Raw genomic sequence first — 18,264 nt, 5'->3', positions numbered from 1 at the left:
ACACGGTTAATCGGCACTTAAACCGAGGTTTGAGTGACCTTCGTCACGGGCAATACGCCGCACGTCGCGCACCAACTCTTTCGTTACCTTGCTTTGCGACTCCAAGAATTCCAGCATGGCCTCTTGTGTCGCTAATTCGTACGCCATTAAGTCGTGCGCCTCAATACGATTTAACCGCTCTCCAGCATCGTCGATATTGGCAAACTCACCCAATTCCAGAAAGTGCGACACACTGCCTTGCGATATTTTAGCCACGTCTAACAAGGGCGCTGTTTCTCGGTCTGCAATGCCTTGCACTAGGCTACTAATGGCAGTGCATGCCGCAATTGCTGGAAAAACGCCCAACACATCATGTTCGGCAGGATCTGGCGTTACCGCTTCGAGTTTTTCTTGCCAACGCTCCCAGTCACTTCCTTTGCCAACACTGAGTTTGTCCCACACAGCATTCAGTACCCCACGCAGTACCTTGCTTTCACCCACGGAAAAATGCTCCGCAAATAGCTCATAGTTCGGTAGTAAGCGCTCACATAGGTAGGCAGCCATAACCGCCTGTAGGCCTGCGTCGAGTGCGCGAATACGTTGAAAAAGCGTTTTGCGCGCCATTACACAACTCCTAATTCAACGTATTTCATAATGCCGTCGAGGAACATTTGCACCGAAATCATAATAAGGATCATCCCCATTAAGCGTTCAATTGCGTTCAAACCGCGCTGCCCTAGTGCGCGCAAGAAAACACTACTGAACATAAGTACGGTAGACGAAATTACCCACGCCGCCACTGCGGCAATTGTCCAGTCGACCATACGGTCTGGCGCTTGGTTTGCCAATAGAATTAAAGACGCTAAGAGCGACGGGCCGGAAATCAGTGGAATAGCCAAAGGCACAATAAAAGGCTCTTCACCGGCCGGCAAGCCCAGTACACCGCCGGGCTGAGGGAATATCATACGGAGCGCGATAATAAACAAAATAATACCGCCCGCAATGCCCACAGCTTCTTGTTTTAAACCTAAGCTAGAAAGCAGGCTACTGCCCAAAAACAGAAATATAAGCATGAAAATGAGTGCAAATATTAGCTCCCGCGCTAACACCACTTTACGCCGTTTGGGCTCAACATGACGTAATACAGAGATAAAAATCGGCAAATTTCCGAGCGGGTTCATAATAAGCAGCAAGGTAATTGAGGCCGTCCAAATATCCATTCGTGTTTCCTTTAGTAGGCTGGGTTAAGTAGAGTGGGTTAACTAGCGTAATTATAGCCACATAGTGTACTCTTTCACGAACAAAGCAACCAGCGAATTCAAGGCTGCTTTTTCGATCCTGGAGGTTCGTATTTATGACCGCGTGGCAACAAGTTGCAGGCCAACACGCACTCAATCTCGACACCATACAAAAAGCCGACAAACAAATAGCACCTTACAGCGTGCATACCCCGGTTTTACAAAGCGACGCGCTGAACAAACACTGTGGCGCATCGCTCTGGTTTAAGTGTGAAAACTTGCAACGCACCGGTGCTTTTAAGTTTCGTGGCGCTTGTTATGCGCTACTACAACTCACTGAGCGGGAGCGCGAAGCGGGTGTATTTACAGTGTCGTCGGGCAACCATGGTGCAGCGCTCGCCTGTGCGGGGCAAATGCTAGGCATTGCCGTGCACGTTGGTGTGCCTCGAACAGCACCGCAAATTAAAAAGCAGAACATAGCCCAGTATGGCGCGCGTATAACCGAATTAGAGCCAGGCATGGCCGCGCGAGAAGCCTTTACGGCAGAGCAACAAACAACCAGCTTAGCCATGTTTATTCCGCCCTACGACCACCCTTGGATTATTGCGGGGCAAGGCACGGCGGCTCTGGAGCTGATTAAACACCAACCCAATCTCGACTGCTTAATTGCGCCGGTTGGCGGCGGTGGCTTGCTGTCTGGAACCTGCATGGTAGGTCAAAGCCAAGAGTTGGCTGTGTATGGCGCAGAACCCGAAACCGTGAACGATGCATGGGAGAGCCTCCGCAACGGCAAGGTTGCACCTGCAAAAGGGCCACTGAGCATTTGTGACGGCTTACTCACGCAGCTTGGCGAACATACTTTTTCGATTATTCGCAGCCATGTACAAGACATTTTGCTGGTCAGCGAAGCTGAAATCATTTCGGCAATGGGCTTATTGTGGCAGCAACTTAAAATTATTGTAGAGCCCTCGTCGGCTACGGTTATGGCCGCTGTATTGAAATATCCAGGGCTATTTGAAGGGCGCAACGTCGGCCTTATTTTAAGCGGTGGAAATGTAGACATTTCACGCCTTGGCTTAAGGAGCTTATTTGATGAAGCTTAATTGGTCTACCCTAACGCGCCCTTCGGTTTTGGTTGATCGCAGTAAGGCGCAACGTAATATCAACACCATGCAAGCAAAGGCTGCGCAGGCTCGGGTTGCTTTGCGCCCACATTTTAAAACCCACCAGTCTATCGAAATTGGGCAATGGTTTGGTACGCCCGCACACACGCCAATTGCAGTGTCTTCTGTTACTATGGCACAGCAATTTGCTGAACACGGTTGGCGTAACATTCACATTGCTATTCCACTGAATCCACGCGAATTACCCGCGCTTAATAGTTTAGCCAGCTACTGTGAACTCACCCTCACCATAGAACATGAGGATACACTGGCAACGTTACAACGCTTGCGCCACCCGGTGCATGTGGTGGTAGAAATAGACACCGGCTACGGGCGCACTGGTTTGGACTGGCAACAACACCCACGCATTCGTTCGCTATTAAATGCTCTTGCCGCGATACCGCAAGTTCATCAGCGTGGTGTAATGGTACACAGTGGCCACAGTTACGGCGCAGAAGGCGAAGCCGGTATTCAACGCGTACATAACGAAAGCTCCGCGCGGCTTATGGAACTACTGCAAATGTTGCCCAAGCCTGAGGCGGCCGATGAACAACGCGGTTTTCGTGTTTCTGTGGGCGACACCCCAACCTGCAGCCGCATGAGCTCTTTTCCCGGTGCGACGGAAATACGCCCCGGCAACTATGTGTTTTATGACCTACAACAAAAATATATTGGCGCTTGTGAATGGAGCGATATTGCTCTGGCCGTGGCCTGCCCGGTGATCGCTCGGTACCCTGAACGCAATGAAGTGGTGGTGCACGGCGGTGCCGTGCATTTCAGTAAAGACGCGGTTGAAACCCCAGAGGGGCGCATTTTCGGCCAAGTGATGCACCGCACCGAGCACGGTTGGGGAGCGCCATTGGGCGAAGCTCAGGTAATAGGGCTTTCGCAAGAGCATGGCAAAATTCGCATGCCTGCCAGTATGGTGCGCAGCCTCAAACTCGGTGACTTACTGGTGATTGTGCCCGCTCATTCTTGCCTAACCATGGCCGCTATGGGCGACTTTACCGCGTTCGACTCGATGTAAAAAAAGCCCTGCACTGCAGGGCTTCATTTTTCGGCTCATTGATTTACGAAGCGAACAGCTGGCCTATGTCAGCAAAGGCTTTGAACTCGAGCGCATTGCCTGACTTATCGTAGAAGAACATGGTGGCTTGCTCTCCGGGTTGGCCTTTAAAACGAATGTAGGGTTCGATCACAAAGGCCACACCCGCCTCTTCCACTCGGTCCGCAAGTGCTTGCCAACTGTCCATGGTGAGCACCACTCCAAAATGCGGTAAGGGTACGCTGTGCCCATCAACCGCATTGTGCGCTGGAGGTAAGACTCGATCGGGAGCAACGTGCGTGACTAACTGGTGACCGAAAAAATTCCAGTCAATCCAGTGATCAGAAGACCTGCCTTGCTCGCAGCCGAGAATGTCGCCGTAAAACGCCCGCGCATTCTCAAGGTTGTCGACCGGAATAGCCAAGTGAAAAGGTTGAATGCTCATCGCTTCCCTTGTCCTATCACATCGCCGCTAAGGCTTGTTCAAGATCGGCAATAAGGTCGGCCGTGTCTTCAATACCTACGGAAATACGCACAAAGTTGTCGTGAATACCAAGCTTCTCACGGTTTTCCTTTGGAATAGACGCATGAGTCATAATGGCTGGGTGCTCAATTAAGCTTTCTACCCCGCCCAAACTCTCTGCCAGCGCAAAAATTTCCACAGCTTCAAGGAATTTACGCGCACTCTCTAAATCGCCTTCTAGGAAGATGGAAATCATGCCACCGAAACCCGACATCTGTTTTTTCGCGAGCTCATGTTGCGGATGACTGGCAAGCCCCGGATGAACCACTTTACGAACCCGCGGGTGCTGCTCCAGCCACTGGGCAATCTCGAGCGCGGCTTCATTATGTTGACGCATACGCAACGCAAGGGTTTTTACGCCACGCAAGGCTAAGTAGCTGTCGAACGGACCGGCAATTGCCCCCACCGCGTTCTGCAGGAAGGTCATTTGCTCAATCAACTCTTCGCGTTCACCCACCACCGCAATACCCCCTACCATGTCGGAGTGGCCGTTCAGGTATTTGGTCGCAGAGTGCATCACAATATCGGCACCGAGTTCCAGCGGACGTTGGTTGTATGGCGTGGCAAATGTGTTGTCGACGACAATAATCATGTCGTCACGATGGGCACGACCGAGTTTCACCAAGGCTTCAATGTCCACAAGCTTCAACATCGGATTACTGGGTGTTTCAATCCAGATCATGCGAGTTTTTTCGGTAAAAGAACTTTTTACTGAATCCAAATCGGCGAGGTCGACATAACTGAACTCAAGACCAGCTGAGCGCTCGCGCACCTTATCGAACAAGCGAAAGCTACCGCCATAGAGATCGTCCATAGCAACCACATGATCACCACTGTCGAGCAACTCAAGAATAGTTGAGGTTGCTGCCATACCCGAACCAAAGGCGTAGCCGTTGCGACCACCTTCAAGGTTTGCCACAGCACGCTCCCAGGCAAAACGCGTTGGGTTATGTGAGCGCGAGTATTCAAAGCCCGCATGCACGCCCGGGCTCTGCTGAATGTAAGTTGAGCTGGTTACAATTGGCGGCATCACGGCGCCGGTAACTGGCTCCGGCGCCTGTCCGCCGTGAATGGTGCGCGTTGCAAAACCTAACTTTGATGTATCACGCATATTAAAAATCCTTACTTTGAAAAGTCTTGAGCGGCCATCCACTCATCATTAAATAGCTTCGACAGATAGCGAGCCCCCGTGTCACAAGCCAGCGTAACGACACGCTTTGGCTCTGTTTGTTCGCGGCAGTACTGCAACGCAGCCGCAATTAAAGTGCCACTCGACGAGCCCACCATCACGCCTTCTTTTAAAAGCACTTCACGGGCCGTTTCAAAGCTTTCTTGATCGGAAATTGCGTAGGCTTTACCAGCAAGAGCGATCTCACAGATCACAGGAATGAAGTCTTCACCAATACCTTCCACGCGCCAGCTGCCAGCTTCCACTTCTTTGCCTTCATTAATTAACGGCTCAAGAATAGAGCCTTTCGGATCGGCCAGAACTAAATCAACGTCGCTGCGCTGCTCACGCAAATACCGCCCCACGCCGGTCAAGGTGCCGCCAGAGCCAACGCCGCAAACAAACGCGTCGAGCTTGCCTTCCATTTGCTGCCAAATTTCAGGCCCTGTTGTTTCGTAGTGTGCCTGCACATTCGCTGGGTTTTCAAACTGGTTGATATAGAACGCCCCGCGCTCTTTTGCTAAACGCTCGGCTAAATCTTGGTAATACTCCGGGTGCCCTTTTTGCACGTCTGAGCGCGTTTCAATCACCTCAGCACCCAAGGCTTTCAGGTTATAGAGTTTTTCGCGGCTCATTTTGTCAGGCAGCACAATAATCAGCTTGTAGCCTTTTTGCGCCGCTACAATCGCCAACCCCAAACCCGTGTTGCCCGCCGTACCTTCAATTAAGGTATCGCCCGGTTTGATATGCCCCGCTTTTTCTGCGGCGTCAATCATATATACCGCAATGCGGTCTTTAATCGACATGCCTGGATTCAAGGTTTCCAGCTTTAAATAGAGCTCACAAGGGCCGGTGTCGATATGGTTTACTTTGACCATCGGGGTGTTCCCGATCATCTCTAATACATTGCCAAAAACCTTCATAGGTATTCCTTCGTTTGCACTGCTCAAAAATATGCCGATATCATACAAGATTGCATACCGAGGTGCCATTCCAGAGCGTTCTATACTAGAGCAAAGGGTTATTACACCTTTTCGCTTCAAACTAAAATGGTTACCATGGCGTTTGTTTAACCTAAGGGAGCTCTCTTGAAACGAACGCAATATATAATGGTTAGCGCCGTGGCGGTCATTGCCGCAAGCACAATGGTGGCTTGTACGCCGGCAGCTGAAGACCCAAATGACGCCTTTTTTAACACCCTCGCTGCGCATTGCGGAAACGCTTATGAAGGCAAAGTAACTGTAGGCGATCAAGCCGTAGACGCAGACTGGATTGCTGCGCGTATCGTGATTGAAGTGAAAGAATGCACCGACGACCGTATTCGCGTACCCCTGCATGTGGGTAACGACCACTCACGCACTTGGGTGTTCACTCGCACTCAACAAGGGCTGCAATTGAAGCATGATCACCGCCATAACGACGGCAGCCATGATCAACTGACATGGTATGGTGGTACCGCATTCACCGCCGGCACCGCAACCGAGCAATCGTTCCCAGCCGACGATTACAGTAAACAGCTCTTTTCCGAGCATGGTAACCCTGCGTCGATCAACAATACTTGGATCGTGTCTTTCCCCGACGCAAATACCCTGCGCTATCGCTTAATGCGGGAAAACCGAGACTTCCAAGTTGAAGTTGACCTCAGCACACCCGTTGAAACACCGCCTGCACCTTGGGGTTGGGAAGACAACTACCAATACAGCTTTGACAATTAGTTAGACAACGCGAAGGGTGAGGGCCGAGGCGACTCGCCGCGCAAACATTGGCGATGGAGGCTGTCGAGGTCGAGTGCTACCGCATGCAGTACTCGCCCTTCATTGGTAAAGTCAACGTTTAAGGTGTAGTTCTCGGTTTCACTCAAAGCGAAGCTTACATCGTCGCCGCCCATAAACTGGTCGATATGAATAACCCGCTGATGAATGAGGCTTTGATCACAGCTCATAACAATCAAAAAGCGGGGCTCGTCCATCATGCCCTGCACCTCAATTGCGCGTACATCGAACCGTTCATGGTGGTATTCTGCCGCCATGCGTTGCTCGCCAATGCTATACATCCAAACGCTAAAGCCCACGAAAAGCGTTACCATAAAAATCCAAACACCCAAACCAATGCGAAGCAGCGGCCACTGCGGCCAATCTCCTGCACCTTTGCGAAAGAAAAAATAACCGGCAACCGCTGCCACCAGAAAGCTCACCGATACTAAACTCTCAGCGGTCATTTGAAACTCAGTCCAACGCCAGAAGAATAATCGATCACCCGGCGCTAACACCGCGTCGAACCATATCGGTAAGGTTAACGCCAATGCCGCCAGTCCGATCCATACAATACGTTGTTGTACCTTCATGCTTGCCCCATCTTTGTTCATTAGCAATTGGCTGATTAGATGACCTGAAATTAAAAGTAGAAGTCACGCGTTAGAGGGCACAATGCTAACACAAGGCGTTAGTATTCAATAAATTTCTCCATCAACTTATCCGCGTCGATCACCGACATAATCCTAACCAACACCTGATCTCAAACATCAGGCTGTACTGCACCGATAAAAACTGCTGTCTATTTTTCCACGGTAAGGTTTGAGTAAGAGAATCAAAGTTCTCGAAGCTGGTTTAAAAGCACATCAAGGGCACGATAGCTCATGGCCTCAGCAAGGTGGGCGCGACTTATGTGCTCGGCCTCTGCTAAATCGGCAATAGTGCGAGCGAGCTTTAGGGTGCGGTGATAGGCGCGATGCGATAGTTTGAGCTTCTCCATGGCGGCGACTAAAAAATCATGATCGGCCTCCTTGAGTGCACAAAAGCGTTTAATCTGCGCCACCGACAGAGCACTATTTAAACATCCTTGTCGCTCCAACTGGGCCTGTTGCGCCTCAGCAACTAAGGGCGCAATAGCGGTACTGCGCTCTTCGTCGGGTACCTGTTCATCCTGCGCTTGAAACTTAAGCGCTTCCGGTTGACGCGGCACCTCAACTTGTAAATCAATGCGATCCAGAAAAGGCCCAGAAATGCGTGCTAGGTAGTTAATGATCTGATCCGGCGTCGAGCGCGCAGAACTGAGAGTTCCATCAAACTGGCCACAAGGCGAAGGATTCAATGCACACACCAGCTGAAAACATGCAGGAAAGGTGGTCTGTTGCTTTGCTCGGCTAATATGCACTTCGCCCGACTCGAGCGGCTCGCGCAACACATCCAGCACATGGCGCGGCATTTCGGTCAGTTCATCGAGGAATAAAATCCCCCTATGCGCCAAAGTTATTTCGCCCGGTTTTGGGATCGAGCCCCCACCCACCAAAGCGGTCGCAGAGCAAGAATGATGCGGGCTACGGAAGGGCCGTTGTCGCCACTGTTGCAAATCAAAGGGTATGCCGGTAATCGACTGAATTGCCGCCACATCGAGGGCTTGTTGCTCACTCAGCGGAGGCATAATGCTGAGCATGCGTTTCGCCAACATGGTTTTCCCCGTGCCTGGTGGCCCCACAAACAGAATATGGTGGCCGCCACTGGCCGCTATCACCAATGCGCGCTTTGCTAATTGCTGCCCTCTCACATCAGCCATATCGCCAGCTAAATGCGGCCGATGCAGCAAGGTCGCTGGAGTTATAGCGGGCAGCGGCTCTCGACGCTCTAAATGGCGCACGGCTGCCGCGAGCGTGGTTGCTCCTGCCGCAATAGAAGTACGCAACAACGACGCTTCACTCGCATTTTCAATCGACACTAACGCCTGCCGACCGCAGCGTTGGGTTTGTAAGAGTGACGGCAACATACCCGGCACCGCACGAACCTTGCCGTCTAACGTGAGTTCCCCATAACACTCAAGGTCGTTCAGCGCGGTTAACGGCAATTGGTCATTGGCCGCTAAAATACCGAGGGCGATAGCAAGGTCAAAACGTGCGCCTTGTTTGGGTAGCTCTGCCGGCGACAGGTTCACGGTAATCCGCGCCGTGGGAAACTCTAAACCTGAATTAATGAGCGCGGTGCGAACCCGATCCTTCGCCTCACGCACCGTGGTTTCCGGCATGCCAATGATTTGAAAAGCAGGCAAGCCTTTACCCAAGTTTACTTCCACTTTCACTTCCGGTGCATCCATACCCAGCTGTGCCCGACTCAGCACTACCGCATAGCCTGTCACTTTGTCCTTCCCACCCACAGTCGCCTCCCTGCGCTAAACCTGAGCTAGCACTATAGAAAAGCGTTATCCAACGCGCTAGTGGGCAATCGCGGAATTTAACCAGAAGATCTCGTTGGTGGCGGGGTCATATTGTTGGGGAGAGAGGTCATTCGTTTTGGTTTAACGGAATTTTCTAGTTATAACTGCTCCGATTTTTCGGGGGGATTACAATTGAAACTCGTCCTTGATTTACATTATTTAAGCACATGTTATAAAAATATTGAGCAAAGTCGACTTTTTAGTGAAAGCCGAACCGTCCTCCCTCTAAAGAGCTAGATACAAAAGTTGACTTTTTAAAACATCAAACCATGCTAAATGCAGATTTTTGTCATATACAGATGTTGCCAACTTACAAAAGGGAAATCATTCATGCATCAAACAAGACAACTCCTAGCAGTCACCTTCATCAGCTTATTATTATCTGGCTGCGGCAATAGCTCCAAAGAATCTCAAGAAGAGGTTCAACTCCCCGAACTTTCACTCCCAGCTTGGTTAAGTAACGCACAAGTAGAGATGATCTTTGTAGAACAGTCCTTTGACTTGCAGTGGCAAGCCTTCGGTTACTTCAGTAATACGGAAGAAGCATCTTCATTCTCCTTCGACTATGGCCCTACACCGACTCATGACAGTAACATAGAGGTTCAGTGGAATTTGGCATGGGTCAATGGCGAAGACGGAGCAGGATACGCGAGCCCTTTTATTATTCATAAAGTCGAGGGTTTAACACCGGGTGAATCATATGCACCCATCGCTATGGCTCAAGTTGAGAGTAATATCTCCTTAGAGTCGTTTGATGGTGGCATGGGGCCTGAATTTGTCATTGGCGCCTTTTCCTCCGCCCCCTCTTTGGTTGAAGAGGAGGGAACCGGACAATATGTTCTACAAGTCGAAGGAAGCACTATTAACCGCAGTGCTGATACAGCAACTATGGGCTATGTCGATATTCCTGAGGAATTTCTGCACGGAGAGTATGTCACAAATAGAGTTATAAACGATGCCAACTCGCTAATAGTGACTGCGAACGACAGCGGCGAGATTTGGATTCTGCTCGCTATTTATTCTGGCCATTTTGGGCAAAATTTAGTACACCTCCAACGGGTTGCTTTTGATTGGTGATCAAGATTGGAAGCTTGACGTAGGTTGTGAAACCTTGAAGTAAATATCTCTACTCTTACTCGAAAATAAGGACTTCGTTTATGAAACTATTTTTAATTATGTTAATGCTCTTTGCTTCTACTTCCTGGGCTACTCCACAAGAAATGAATATAGAACAAAGGAGGTGGGAACAAAAATGCCACGGCTGGTTAGCCATGACATTTAAAAGATTTAAGTTGTCACGTTGCAGCAACTATGACTACAACACAAAGCCATGATGCTTTCCATTGGGCAGCTCGATGTCGAGCCGTACCTTCCCGCCCCCAGCCTCGACGTATCGCTTCAGGCTGGAGAGCTTCACGTCTTGCCCAGCCTTCTCCATACCAGCGACGGTTGGTTGCTTGATGCCGAGGGCTTCAGCCATATCTGCTTGCGTCTTTTCCATTAGGGAGCGGATTTCCCCTAGGTGGATGTTCAGCAAAATCTGATTAGCCTTGGTTCTGGCGTTTGCCACTACTTCTGGCTTTTCGGTATCCAGGATCTGCTCAAATGTTCTAGCCATTTCACTCACCTCTTATGGAGTGCGTCCAGATGAGCCGAAAACTCTTTGTCGGCCACCGGAATCATCTCCTCATAAAAACGCTTTTCTTTTCCAGTTTTCTCACCAGCACAGAGCAGAATCGCAGCCCTGTTTGGATCAAAGGCAAAGAAAGCTCGTATTGGGCTTCCTTTGCTTTGCACCCTGAGTTCTTTCATGTTTTTGTGTGCCGAACTATTCACCGTATCAGCGTAGGGGCGCGACAGCATCGGTCCCTTCTGTTCCAACACCATCATAGCCGCAATCACATTTTCTCGGTCGGTGTCGTCCAGCGCATCGAACCAAGCATCAAAAGTGTCTGTAGTCCTTATTTCCCACATGATTCACACCGTGAATTATAGGTTGCATCCTATGTTTATAGTAGGCTATTGTCAAGGCATGACAATAATTTGAAAGGCAGGCAAGCCCTTACCCAAGTTCACTTCCATTTCCACTTCCACTTTCACTTCCGGCGCGTCCATACCCAGCTGCGCTCGGCTCAGCACTACCGCATACCCCGTCACATTTCCATTTGCACCCATATTACGCCTCCCTGCGCTAAACCTGAGCTAGCACTATAGAAAAGCGATACCCAATGCGCTAGTGGGCAATGGCGGAATTTAACCAGAAGATCTCGTTGATGGTCGGCCTTTATTGTTGAGGAAGCAGTCAAGCTCATCGTTGCAACTTGCGATCTCTGATGATTACCCAGTGGAACACAACGACAAACTAGCCTTCTCGCGGGTGACACTGGTGTTGATTTATTTTACTCTTCTGCATTCAACAAATATTTAATAACTCAATGGTTAAAGAGTTGAGGGAATGGTCACTCACCAATAAGGAGATAACACCATGATCAAATACGCACTTGTTTCCAGTTTGATGGTAAGCCTCGGCCTTGCATGGCATGCGCCAGCTGCAGCTGTTTCGAGTGGTGAAACTGCCGAAAGCGAAGCGCCTCCTGTGCTGGTTCGAGTGGCGCCAAATTATCCTCGCCGCGCCGTGCAACGAAGAATTGAAGGCTATGTGGAGTTGGCGTTTGATATCGATAACAGAGTTCGCCCCACCAACATTGAAGTCGTCGCTTCCGAGCCTAAGGGTGTTTTTGACCGAGAAGTCGTTAAAGCAGTCCGCCAATGGCGCTATGAACCCATCGTATACCAAGGCGCGACCCTTCGCATGGACATGAACTTTGGCGATAACTAGAATGAACATGGCCCATGATCCGGAGCCCACCTGGGCAGAACCTTCTTGGGTTGAAGTTTATTCCGCCGCCAATGCTATTGAAGCACAAATGCTGGTTGGGCTCCTGCAAGCAAATGGCTTGCAGGCAGGGCTTAGAGGATTGGGTATGGGTGGGGCTATCGGCGAAGTGCCTATCGACGCCCTCGCAACCCCGATCTATGCACCACCGGAGCAAAAGGCCCGCGCCCACGATATTATTATGCGCTACGAAGCCAGCAGTGAAACACCTTGGACCTGCCCTCACTGCCAAGAAGAAAACGGCGGTCAGTTTGAGTTTTGTTGGCAGTGCAACGCGCCTAACTCATTTAGCTAGTCTTCCCTAATCAAAACCTTCAGGATAGGTATATTGCACTACCCCCAGAGGTGTAACGCCTTATATTTCCCCGTTCATAAGCACAACCCAGTAAACTCCTCAAGGTCAAAAACATTCTATAAGAAGCGGCATTAATCGTTGTATTAACTCAGATCATAGGCATACGAATGATCAGTGCTTAAAATCATCCGGTATTAAGGATTAATTATGACTACTTCGCACGTTCAAACTTTAAACTTCAAAAGACATGTACCATTGGGGTTGGCTGCTTGCGCTATCACCTTATTCAGTCAACCTACCTTTGCAACAGAGCCTGCAGTTCTAACCGACGATGATATTCAGGTAACCTTACGTTATCGCATCGAACACGTTGACCAAGATAATGTTCTTGAAAATGCCTTAGCGAGCACGTTAAGAACTAGAGTGACTGCTACGAAGTATTTGCGAGCACGATGGAGCGCGCTGCTTGAAGTCGATCACGTTGAACTGATTGGTAATGACAACTATAACTCTACAGCTAATGCCAAAGTTAATTACTCGGTTGTTGCTGATCCTAGAGGGACGGATATCAACCAAGCTGCTCTTCGTTTTAAAGATGAGAATAACGGTACGGAAATCAGCCTTGGCCGCTTTCGTATGAATCATTTGAACCAACGATTCATTGGCGGTGTCGGTTGGCGACAAAACGAGCAAACCTATGATGGCGCGCGCGTTCAGCAACAAATAGGCGAGGAGCTCAGCCTAGATGTTGCGGCCATTCATAATGTTAATCGTATCTTTGGACCGAAAGGTCCCCAAGCTAATCAGCGTGGTAATTTCTATAGTGCGGTATTAAATTGGCAGATCAACGACCAACAACGCCTCAATATTTTTAACTACGACTTTGATTTTCAAGACTGGCACGCCCAAAGCAGCCGAACTTATGGCGCAGACTATCACCTGAATATACCATTGGCCGAGCATGCTCCTCTAGCATTACAAGTAACAGTAGCGCGACAAAACGATGCACATACGAATCCTCAAATGTATCAACATCACTATCACCGCTTGTCAGCCCAGTGGCGTTATAACAATAAAAACGTTGAATTTGGCACAGAGAGGCTCTCTGGCAATGGGTCGACAGCCTTTCAAACACCATTTGCAACCTTGCACGCCTTTCAAGGTTTTACCGACCTCTTTCTAACCACGCCTAACGATGGTGTGCGTGACCATTTTGCAAAGATCGCCTTCCCTTTGGTTTCTGCTCACATCACGGTCAGTTACCACTACTTTGAGTCTGACTTTAACCGGCGAACCTACGGTAAGGAGTGGAATATTGCGGCTACGCAAACCATGAGCAATGGTATCTCCTTACTTTTTAAATTTGCTGACTATCAAGCCAAAACTTTTGCAGTAGATACGCGCAAAGCATGGTTCATGTTGAGTTATCGGCTTTAACGTGAAGGGGTCTTTTACTTCTTTCGCATTGCAGTTATCCAGTAGACACTTATTTAGCGAATAGATTAGTTGAAAGGCCTCATTAATAAATATATAAAAGATGACGTAGCGCTGAACCATGTTAATACTCATTTTATGCCCCTGCTGTTTTTGCCGGGTACGCTCTTGCTGCGTCACGCACCGCGGTGGTCTGTTGGGTTTGCGAGTTTACCGCCGCTTATTGCTTTTATTCTCCTGCTCCAGTTGTTGCCCACTGTCATGCAAGGGCAAGTGCTGCTCTATCAATTTAACTGGATTCCTGAACTTAGGCTTGCTGTCGCGTTAAGACTCGATGCACTGTCCGCTCTATTTGCTTTATTGATTACCGGCATAGGCGTCACTGTGATGTACTACGCCCATCATTACTTCGCTGGCAAACCTGAAGCCGCGCGTTTTCACACCCTCATTCTTGCGTTTATGGCCGCCATGCTTGGCATCGTGCTCGCCGAAAACTTGATATTCATGCTCATTTTTTGGGAGCTGACTAGCCTTATTTCCTTTTTGCTTATCGGCTTTTATGGCAATAAACAAATTTCTCGGCGCGGCGCACGGCTGTCATTATTCATCACTGGAGGTGGTGGTTTAGCGCTATTGGGCGGGATTATTTTAATTGGCCAAGTGGTCGGTAGTTACCAACTGACCGACATTCTGGCAGCCCGCGAGCTGATCCAAGCTGACTCGCGTTTCCCTTGGATTCTCGGCCTTATCTTACTTGGTGCATTGACTAAATCGGCGCAGTTTCCGTTTCACTTATGGCTACCACATGCCATGTCAGCGCCCACCCCCGTTTCGGCTTATCTCCACTCGGCTACCATGGTGAAAGCTGGGATTTTCCTCCTGATTCGTTTATTCCCTATTTTCAGCGGTCACGAAGCATGGTTCTACTGGGTCGCCGGTATTGGTGTCATCACCTTATTAGTCGGCTCGTTTGTTGCGATTTTCATGCACGACATCAAAGGGTTGCTGGCCTACTCGACCATTAGTCACTTGGGCTTAATTACTCTGCTGATTGGTTTTGGTACCCACGGTGCGTTAACCGTCGCACTCTTCCACTTAGTCAATCATGCATTATTTAAGGCACCATTGTTCATGATGGCGGGCGTGGTCGATAAAGCTGCAGGTACACGAGATTTAAGGCAAATAAATGGCATGGCGAAACACTTCCCCATGTTAATGCTGCTCAGCTTCATTCCTACCGCTGCAATGGCCGGCTTGCCTTACTTAAACGGCTATTTCAGCAAGAAACTATTCATTGTCGAAAGCCTTAACGGTCCGCATGCTGGTGTAATCGCGACGCTTATTCCTATTTTGGCAATTCTCGGTGCCGCTTTCTCAGTCGGCTATGCCCTGCGATTGTTTCATAACACATTCTTTAATGGCAAACCGGTCGAATTACCAAACTGGCCGCCGAAAAAGCCGAGTCCCTGGACCTATGCACCACTATTCTTCTTTGCCGTCACCTGTATTTTTCTTGGTTTATGGCCAGAACTTATGCTTCATGGACTCATTGCGGCTGCAGCGAACGTCGGCTCAGACCTTCTCATTCCGGCAACTAGCGCCCCACATGTTGTGAGCTATGATCTCTCCGTGATTCAGGATCATCCATGGCTATCACTGATTTCAGCCGTGACCTTCCTCGGGGGACTTGCGATGTATAGCGCGCGGACAACCCTTTTTGCTTGGCATGCGAAATTACCGAATTTAAATGCCAAAGATCATTTTGAAAAACTGATGCAAAAGCTAATTGGCTGGTCTCAACACGCTGTGCACATGGTTGAGAACGGCTCCCTGCAGCGCTATGTTTTGTATGTGCTCGTCACCGCTTTGATTTTCACTGGCTGGCCACTCATTGGCCTCGATGTTTGGCAAGGTGACCTTGAGTTGATGCCGGTCGACGCCATGACCGCTTTTGTCGTCGTTCTTGCCTTGCGATCGGTACTCGAGTTGAAAAACGACCATGTCGATGGCGTCGATAAAAATGAGGAGCCGATTTAACCATGCACCTCATGATTCTTCCCATCCTAATTCCATTATTTTTTGGTGCTATGCTGACGGTGTTGCATGGGCTTAGCATAAAAGACCAGCGTGGTCTTAGTTTATTAGCGGCGAGTGCCCAAGTGGTCGTGGCGATTATTTTGCTGCAGCAAGCGAGCAGCGGCGACTATAGCGTTTATCAACTCGGAAATTGGCAAGCACCATTCGGCATTGTGCTGGTACTAGACCAATTAAGCGCGCTGATGTTAGTGATGATTTCGACGCTCAGCGTTTTTTGTATTGCCTACGCAACCACTGGCCGCAAACAAAATCACGACCAGGCCGGCGCACATTTTCACGCACTCATTCAGTTTCAATTACTTGGCTTGAACGGCGCAGTACTCACCGGCGACCTATTCAACTTATTCGTCTTTTTCGAAATCCTGCTCATCGCATCCTATGCGCTGTTATTGCATGGCGGCGGCCGTGCCCGCAGTCGTGCTGGCCTGCGCTATGTCATTATTAACCTTGTTGGGTCCGCACTGTTCCTTATTGCGCTTAGCGTCCTCTATGGCATTACCGGCACCCTCAACATGGCCGACATGGTGCTCCGCATTAACGCACTACCCGCTAGTGAGTTGCCGTTTGTACATGCTGCCGGTGCATTGCTGTTGATTGTCTTTGGGATTAAAGCCGCGCTGCTACCCTTATTGTTCTGGCTACCGCGTGCATACGCAGCGGCTGCAGCGCCTATTGCAGCACTGTTTGCGATTATGACCAAAGTTGGCATTTACGCCATTATTCGCGTGTTCTATCTCGTGTTTCACGGAGACGCGGGCCTCAACGAGCAGATATTCCAGTGGCTTTGGCCACTGGCGCTCGCCACACTTGCCTTTGGCGCCGTCGGCGCACTGGGTGCTTGGAGCTTGCGTGGACTAACCGCATGGATGGTCATTGTGTCAGTCGGCACTTTGCTGGCGAGCATTTGCCAAGTATTCACAACCGAGCCTTGCCGCAGCGCTTTTTTACCTGCTGCATACAACCTTACTCACCGCGGTGTTCTTTTTACTCGCCGATATCTTTCACCATTACCGACCTGGCCCTCGCGATTACTTTGTCACAGGGCCTCGCAGTCAAGATCGCGTATTACTCGGCGGCCTATTCTTCACCGCTGCAGTCGCATTTGCGGGGTTACCACCCTTGTCCGGTTTTATCAGTAAGTTTTGGATACTGCAGAGCACCACTGCGCCATGGGCCTATGCGTTATTTTGGCCGATCCTGTTAATTTCCAGTTTAATCATCATTATTGCGCTAAGCCGTGGCGGCAGCGCTTTGTTATGGCGGCAAAATAAACAACCAGCCACCACTGAGCGAGCGCCAATACTAGCCACAGGAATTGTCCTCACCATGCTCTTTGGCAGTCTACTTCTGAGCATTTTCGCTCAGCCGATTATGGACTACACACAGAATACTGCTGCGCAAATACTCGCACCTGAACGATATATTCATGCCGTATTAGGAGGTCTTGCCGATGCAAACCACTAAGCGTCACCCCAAAAAGCTCCTGCCACATCCACGTTTTAGTATTTTCCTGTTGGTTTTATGGCTCTTGATGAACGAAAGCCTCGCATTCGCACACGTTGTGCTGGGGTTGGGGCTGGCGTGGGTCATTCCGTTTAGCTCGCAACAATTTTGGCTCGAGCCATCAAGCCTCCATCACCCCACTAAAATATTGAGTTATGCGACTCGCTTAGCCGTCGATATTGCGCGCTCCAACGTCGCCGTTGCGATTCGCATTTTGCGCGGAGCTAAAGGCCTACAGCCGGCATTTATTGACTACCCGTTGACCATTCAACATGACTTTGCCATCACAATTTTAGCGAGCACCATTTCGCTAACGCCGGGCACTGTGTCCGCACACATCAGTAAAGACAAAAAGCATTTACTCTTTCATGTCTTGCACCTCGAAGACGAAGAGCAATTACGCAGCGATATCTTTGAGCGTTACGAACAACCACTAAAGGAGATCTTCGCATGCTAGCTTACGCCGTGACGATTGCGTTGGCGCTATTCTCCCTCGCAATTCTATTTACGCTGTACCGCTTAATTGTCGGTCCCGACGTCGTCGACCGAATTTTAGCGCTGGACACTATGGCCATTAACTTGATTGCGGTTATAGTCCTGACAGGGATTCGAATGGGCACCAACATTCTCTTTGAAGCCGCGCTGCTGATCGCTTTAATGGGCTTTGTCAGCACCGTGGCACTAACGCGCTATCTTATGCGCGGCGACTTAATTGAGTAG

General features: G+C 49.7%; 21 protein-coding genes and 1 pseudogene. 12 read left to right on the top strand and 10 right to left on the bottom strand.

Annotation, left to right across the window (positions count from 1 at the left end):
• Positions 1-6 precede the first annotated feature (6 nt).
• On the bottom strand, positions 7-603 hold the full coding sequence (locus tag DQW12_RS05830; protein ID WP_113906906.1) for a DUF416 family protein: 597 nt from the start codon (positions 601-603) through the stop codon (positions 7-9).
• A complete protein-coding gene (locus DQW12_RS05825) occupies positions 603-1,199 on the bottom strand; it encodes a YhgN family NAAT transporter (RefSeq protein ID WP_113906905.1) in 597 nt (198 codons plus the stop codon). The genes DQW12_RS05830 and DQW12_RS05825 overlap by 1 nt, the downstream gene beginning before the upstream one ends.
• A 134-nt stretch (positions 1,200-1,333) precedes the next feature.
• On the opposite strand from DQW12_RS05825, the gene DQW12_RS05820 reads away from it, so the two are divergent.
• Together DQW12_RS05820 and DQW12_RS05815 are read left to right on the top strand one after the other, a co-directional pair.
• Positions 1,334-2,320, top strand: coding sequence for a threonine ammonia-lyase (locus DQW12_RS05820; protein ID WP_113906904.1), 987 nt, complete (start codon positions 1,334-1,336; stop codon positions 2,318-2,320).
• Positions 2,310-3,407, top strand: a complete 1,098-nt coding sequence (locus DQW12_RS05815) for an alanine racemase (protein ID WP_113906903.1) — start codon at positions 2,310-2,312, stop codon at positions 3,405-3,407. The genes DQW12_RS05820 and DQW12_RS05815 overlap by 11 nt, the downstream gene beginning before the upstream one ends.
• A 43-nt stretch (positions 3,408-3,450) precedes the next feature.
• Here DQW12_RS05815 and DQW12_RS05810 read toward each other — a convergent pair whose 3' ends face one another.
• The 3 genes from DQW12_RS05810 to DQW12_RS05800 are packed head-to-tail and all read right to left on the bottom strand — an operon-like array spanning position 3,451 to position 6,039.
• A complete protein-coding gene (locus tag DQW12_RS05810; RefSeq protein WP_113906902.1) occupies positions 3,451-3,870 on the bottom strand; it encodes a VOC family protein in 420 nt (139 codons plus the stop codon).
• A gap of 16 nt (positions 3,871-3,886) precedes the next feature.
• Positions 3,887-5,059, bottom strand: a complete 1,173-nt coding sequence (locus DQW12_RS05805; protein WP_113906901.1) for a trans-sulfuration enzyme family protein — start codon at positions 5,057-5,059, stop codon at positions 3,887-3,889.
• An 11-nt stretch (positions 5,060-5,070) separates the two neighbouring features.
• Entirely contained in the window at positions 5,071-6,039 is a 969-nt protein-coding gene (locus DQW12_RS05800) for a PLP-dependent cysteine synthase family protein (protein WP_113906900.1), read from the bottom strand.
• Positions 6,040-6,204: 165 nt separating this feature from the next.
• Between DQW12_RS05800 and DQW12_RS05795 the strand changes: the two genes are divergently transcribed.
• Positions 6,205-6,831: a hypothetical protein gene (locus DQW12_RS05795; RefSeq protein WP_232819897.1), complete on the top strand. Its 627-nt coding sequence runs from the start codon at positions 6,205-6,207 to the stop codon at positions 6,829-6,831.
• Here the strand turns inward: DQW12_RS05795 and DQW12_RS05790 are convergent.
• Both DQW12_RS05790 and DQW12_RS05785 read right to left on the bottom strand, forming a co-directional pair.
• The gene (locus DQW12_RS05790; RefSeq protein ID WP_113906899.1) at positions 6,828-7,460 is read right to left on the bottom strand and encodes a hypothetical protein; all 633 of its coding nucleotides are present in this window, start codon (positions 7,458-7,460) and stop codon (positions 6,828-6,830) included. The genes DQW12_RS05795 and DQW12_RS05790 overlap by 4 nt on opposite strands.
• Positions 7,461-7,702: 242 nt before the next feature.
• Positions 7,703-9,259, bottom strand: coding sequence for a YifB family Mg chelatase-like AAA ATPase (locus DQW12_RS05785; protein WP_269800926.1), 1,557 nt, complete (start codon positions 9,257-9,259; stop codon positions 7,703-7,705).
• A gap of 390 nt (positions 9,260-9,649) precedes the next feature.
• Here DQW12_RS05785 and DQW12_RS05780 point away from each other — a divergent pair, with 390 nt between their 5' ends.
• Positions 9,650-10,396 (top strand): hypothetical protein, encoded by a 747-nt coding sequence (locus DQW12_RS05780; RefSeq protein WP_113906898.1) that lies wholly within the window; start codon positions 9,650-9,652, stop codon positions 10,394-10,396.
• A gap of 238 nt (positions 10,397-10,634) precedes the next feature.
• Here DQW12_RS05780 and DQW12_RS05775 read toward each other — a convergent pair whose 3' ends face one another.
• The 3 genes from DQW12_RS05775 to DQW12_RS13455 are packed head-to-tail and all read right to left on the bottom strand — an operon-like array spanning position 10,635 to position 11,494.
• Complete coding sequence (locus DQW12_RS05775; RefSeq protein WP_113906897.1) at positions 10,635-10,937, bottom strand: helix-turn-helix domain-containing protein; 303 nt, start codon at positions 10,935-10,937, stop codon at positions 10,635-10,637.
• Positions 10,938-10,942: 5 nt separating this feature from the next.
• Entirely contained in the window at positions 10,943-11,293 is a 351-nt protein-coding gene (locus DQW12_RS05770) for a type II toxin-antitoxin system RelE/ParE family toxin (RefSeq protein ID WP_113906896.1), read from the bottom strand.
• Between the two features lie 51 nt (positions 11,294-11,344).
• Positions 11,345-11,494 carry a hypothetical protein gene (locus tag DQW12_RS13455; protein WP_157957859.1) on the bottom strand — a complete coding sequence of 50 codons (150 nt, stop codon included), beginning with the start codon at positions 11,492-11,494 and terminating at the stop codon, positions 11,345-11,347.
• Between the two features lie 310 nt (positions 11,495-11,804).
• Between DQW12_RS13455 and DQW12_RS05765 the strand changes: the two genes are divergently transcribed.
• From DQW12_RS05765 to DQW12_RS05735, 8 genes and pseudogenes are all read left to right on the top strand, one after another.
• Complete coding sequence (locus tag DQW12_RS05765) at positions 11,805-12,158, top strand: TonB family protein (RefSeq protein ID WP_113906895.1); 354 nt, start codon at positions 11,805-11,807, stop codon at positions 12,156-12,158.
• Positions 12,145-12,510: a putative signal transducing protein gene (locus DQW12_RS05760; RefSeq protein WP_157957858.1), complete on the top strand. Its 366-nt coding sequence runs from the start codon at positions 12,145-12,147 to the stop codon at positions 12,508-12,510. The genes DQW12_RS05765 and DQW12_RS05760 overlap by 14 nt, the downstream gene beginning before the upstream one ends.
• A gap of 207 nt (positions 12,511-12,717) precedes the next feature.
• Positions 12,718-13,947: an alginate export family protein gene (locus DQW12_RS05755; protein ID WP_113906893.1), complete on the top strand. Its 1,230-nt coding sequence runs from the start codon at positions 12,718-12,720 to the stop codon at positions 13,945-13,947.
• Positions 13,948-14,016: 69 nt separating this feature from the next.
• Positions 14,017-15,981: a proton-conducting transporter transmembrane domain-containing protein gene (locus DQW12_RS05750; protein ID WP_113906892.1), complete on the top strand. Its 1,965-nt coding sequence runs from the start codon at positions 14,017-14,019 to the stop codon at positions 15,979-15,981.
• Positions 15,982-15,983: 2 nt separating this feature from the next.
• Positions 15,984-16,889 (top strand): annotated as a pseudogene (locus DQW12_RS13690) (proton-conducting transporter transmembrane domain-containing protein); the annotation flags it as partial.
• Positions 16,890-16,914: 25 nt separating this feature from the next.
• Positions 16,915-17,505 (top strand): proton-conducting transporter transmembrane domain-containing protein, encoded by a 591-nt coding sequence (locus tag DQW12_RS13685; RefSeq protein WP_269800925.1) that lies wholly within the window; start codon positions 16,915-16,917, stop codon positions 17,503-17,505.
• Positions 17,492-18,001 carry a Na+/H+ antiporter subunit E gene (locus tag DQW12_RS05740; RefSeq protein ID WP_113906891.1) on the top strand — a complete coding sequence of 170 codons (510 nt, stop codon included), beginning with the start codon at positions 17,492-17,494 and terminating at the stop codon, positions 17,999-18,001. The genes DQW12_RS13685 and DQW12_RS05740 overlap by 14 nt, the downstream gene beginning before the upstream one ends.
• Positions 17,995-18,264, top strand: a complete 270-nt coding sequence (locus DQW12_RS05735) for a K+/H+ antiporter subunit F (protein ID WP_113906890.1) — start codon at positions 17,995-17,997, stop codon at positions 18,262-18,264. Before DQW12_RS05740 ends, DQW12_RS05735 begins: the two co-directional genes overlap by 7 nt.

It is taken from the genome of Aliidiomarina celeris (assembly GCF_003316875.1).
Classification (GTDB): Bacteria; Pseudomonadota; Gammaproteobacteria; order Enterobacterales; family Alteromonadaceae; genus Aliidiomarina; species Aliidiomarina celeris.
Note: the sequence above shows the minus strand (reverse complement) of the source record. Positions and strands in the feature narration are given on the sequence as shown.

Excerpts from the sequence above, each read along its gene's own strand:
- DQW12_RS05830 (WP_113906906.1), bottom strand. The coding sequence starts at position 603 with ATGGCGCGCAAAACGCTTTTTCAACGTATTCGCGCACTCGACGCAGGC.
- DQW12_RS05825 (WP_113906905.1), bottom strand. The coding sequence starts at position 1,199 with ATGGATATTTGGACGGCCTCAATTACCTTGCTGCTTATTATGAACCCG.
- DQW12_RS05820 (WP_113906904.1), top strand. The coding sequence starts at position 1,334 with ATGACCGCGTGGCAACAAGTTGCAGGCCAACACGCACTCAATCTCGAC.
- DQW12_RS05815 (WP_113906903.1), top strand. The coding sequence starts at position 2,310 with ATGAAGCTTAATTGGTCTACCCTAACGCGCCCTTCGGTTTTGGTTGAT.
- DQW12_RS05810 (WP_113906902.1), bottom strand. The coding sequence starts at position 3,870 with ATGAGCATTCAACCTTTTCACTTGGCTATTCCGGTCGACAACCTTGAG.
- DQW12_RS05805 (WP_113906901.1), bottom strand. The coding sequence starts at position 5,059 with ATGCGTGATACATCAAAGTTAGGTTTTGCAACGCGCACCATTCACGGC.
- DQW12_RS05800 (WP_113906900.1), bottom strand. The coding sequence starts at position 6,039 with ATGAAGGTTTTTGGCAATGTATTAGAGATGATCGGGAACACCCCGATG.
- DQW12_RS05790 (WP_113906899.1), bottom strand. The coding sequence starts at position 7,460 with ATGAAGGTACAACAACGTATTGTATGGATCGGACTGGCGGCATTGGCG.
- DQW12_RS05780 (WP_113906898.1), top strand. The coding sequence starts at position 9,650 with ATGCATCAAACAAGACAACTCCTAGCAGTCACCTTCATCAGCTTATTA.
- DQW12_RS05775 (WP_113906897.1), bottom strand. The coding sequence starts at position 10,937 with ATGGCTAGAACATTTGAGCAGATCCTGGATACCGAAAAGCCAGAAGTA.
- DQW12_RS05770 (WP_113906896.1), bottom strand. The coding sequence starts at position 11,293 with ATGTGGGAAATAAGGACTACAGACACTTTTGATGCTTGGTTCGATGCG.
- DQW12_RS13455 (WP_157957859.1), bottom strand. The coding sequence starts at position 11,494 with ATGGGTGCAAATGGAAATGTGACGGGGTATGCGGTAGTGCTGAGCCGA.
- DQW12_RS05765 (WP_113906895.1), top strand. The coding sequence starts at position 11,805 with ATGATCAAATACGCACTTGTTTCCAGTTTGATGGTAAGCCTCGGCCTT.
- DQW12_RS05755 (WP_113906893.1), top strand. The coding sequence starts at position 12,718 with ATGACTACTTCGCACGTTCAAACTTTAAACTTCAAAAGACATGTACCA.
- DQW12_RS05740 (WP_113906891.1), top strand. The coding sequence starts at position 17,492 with ATGCAAACCACTAAGCGTCACCCCAAAAAGCTCCTGCCACATCCACGT.
- DQW12_RS05735 (WP_113906890.1), top strand. The coding sequence starts at position 17,995 with ATGCTAGCTTACGCCGTGACGATTGCGTTGGCGCTATTCTCCCTCGCA.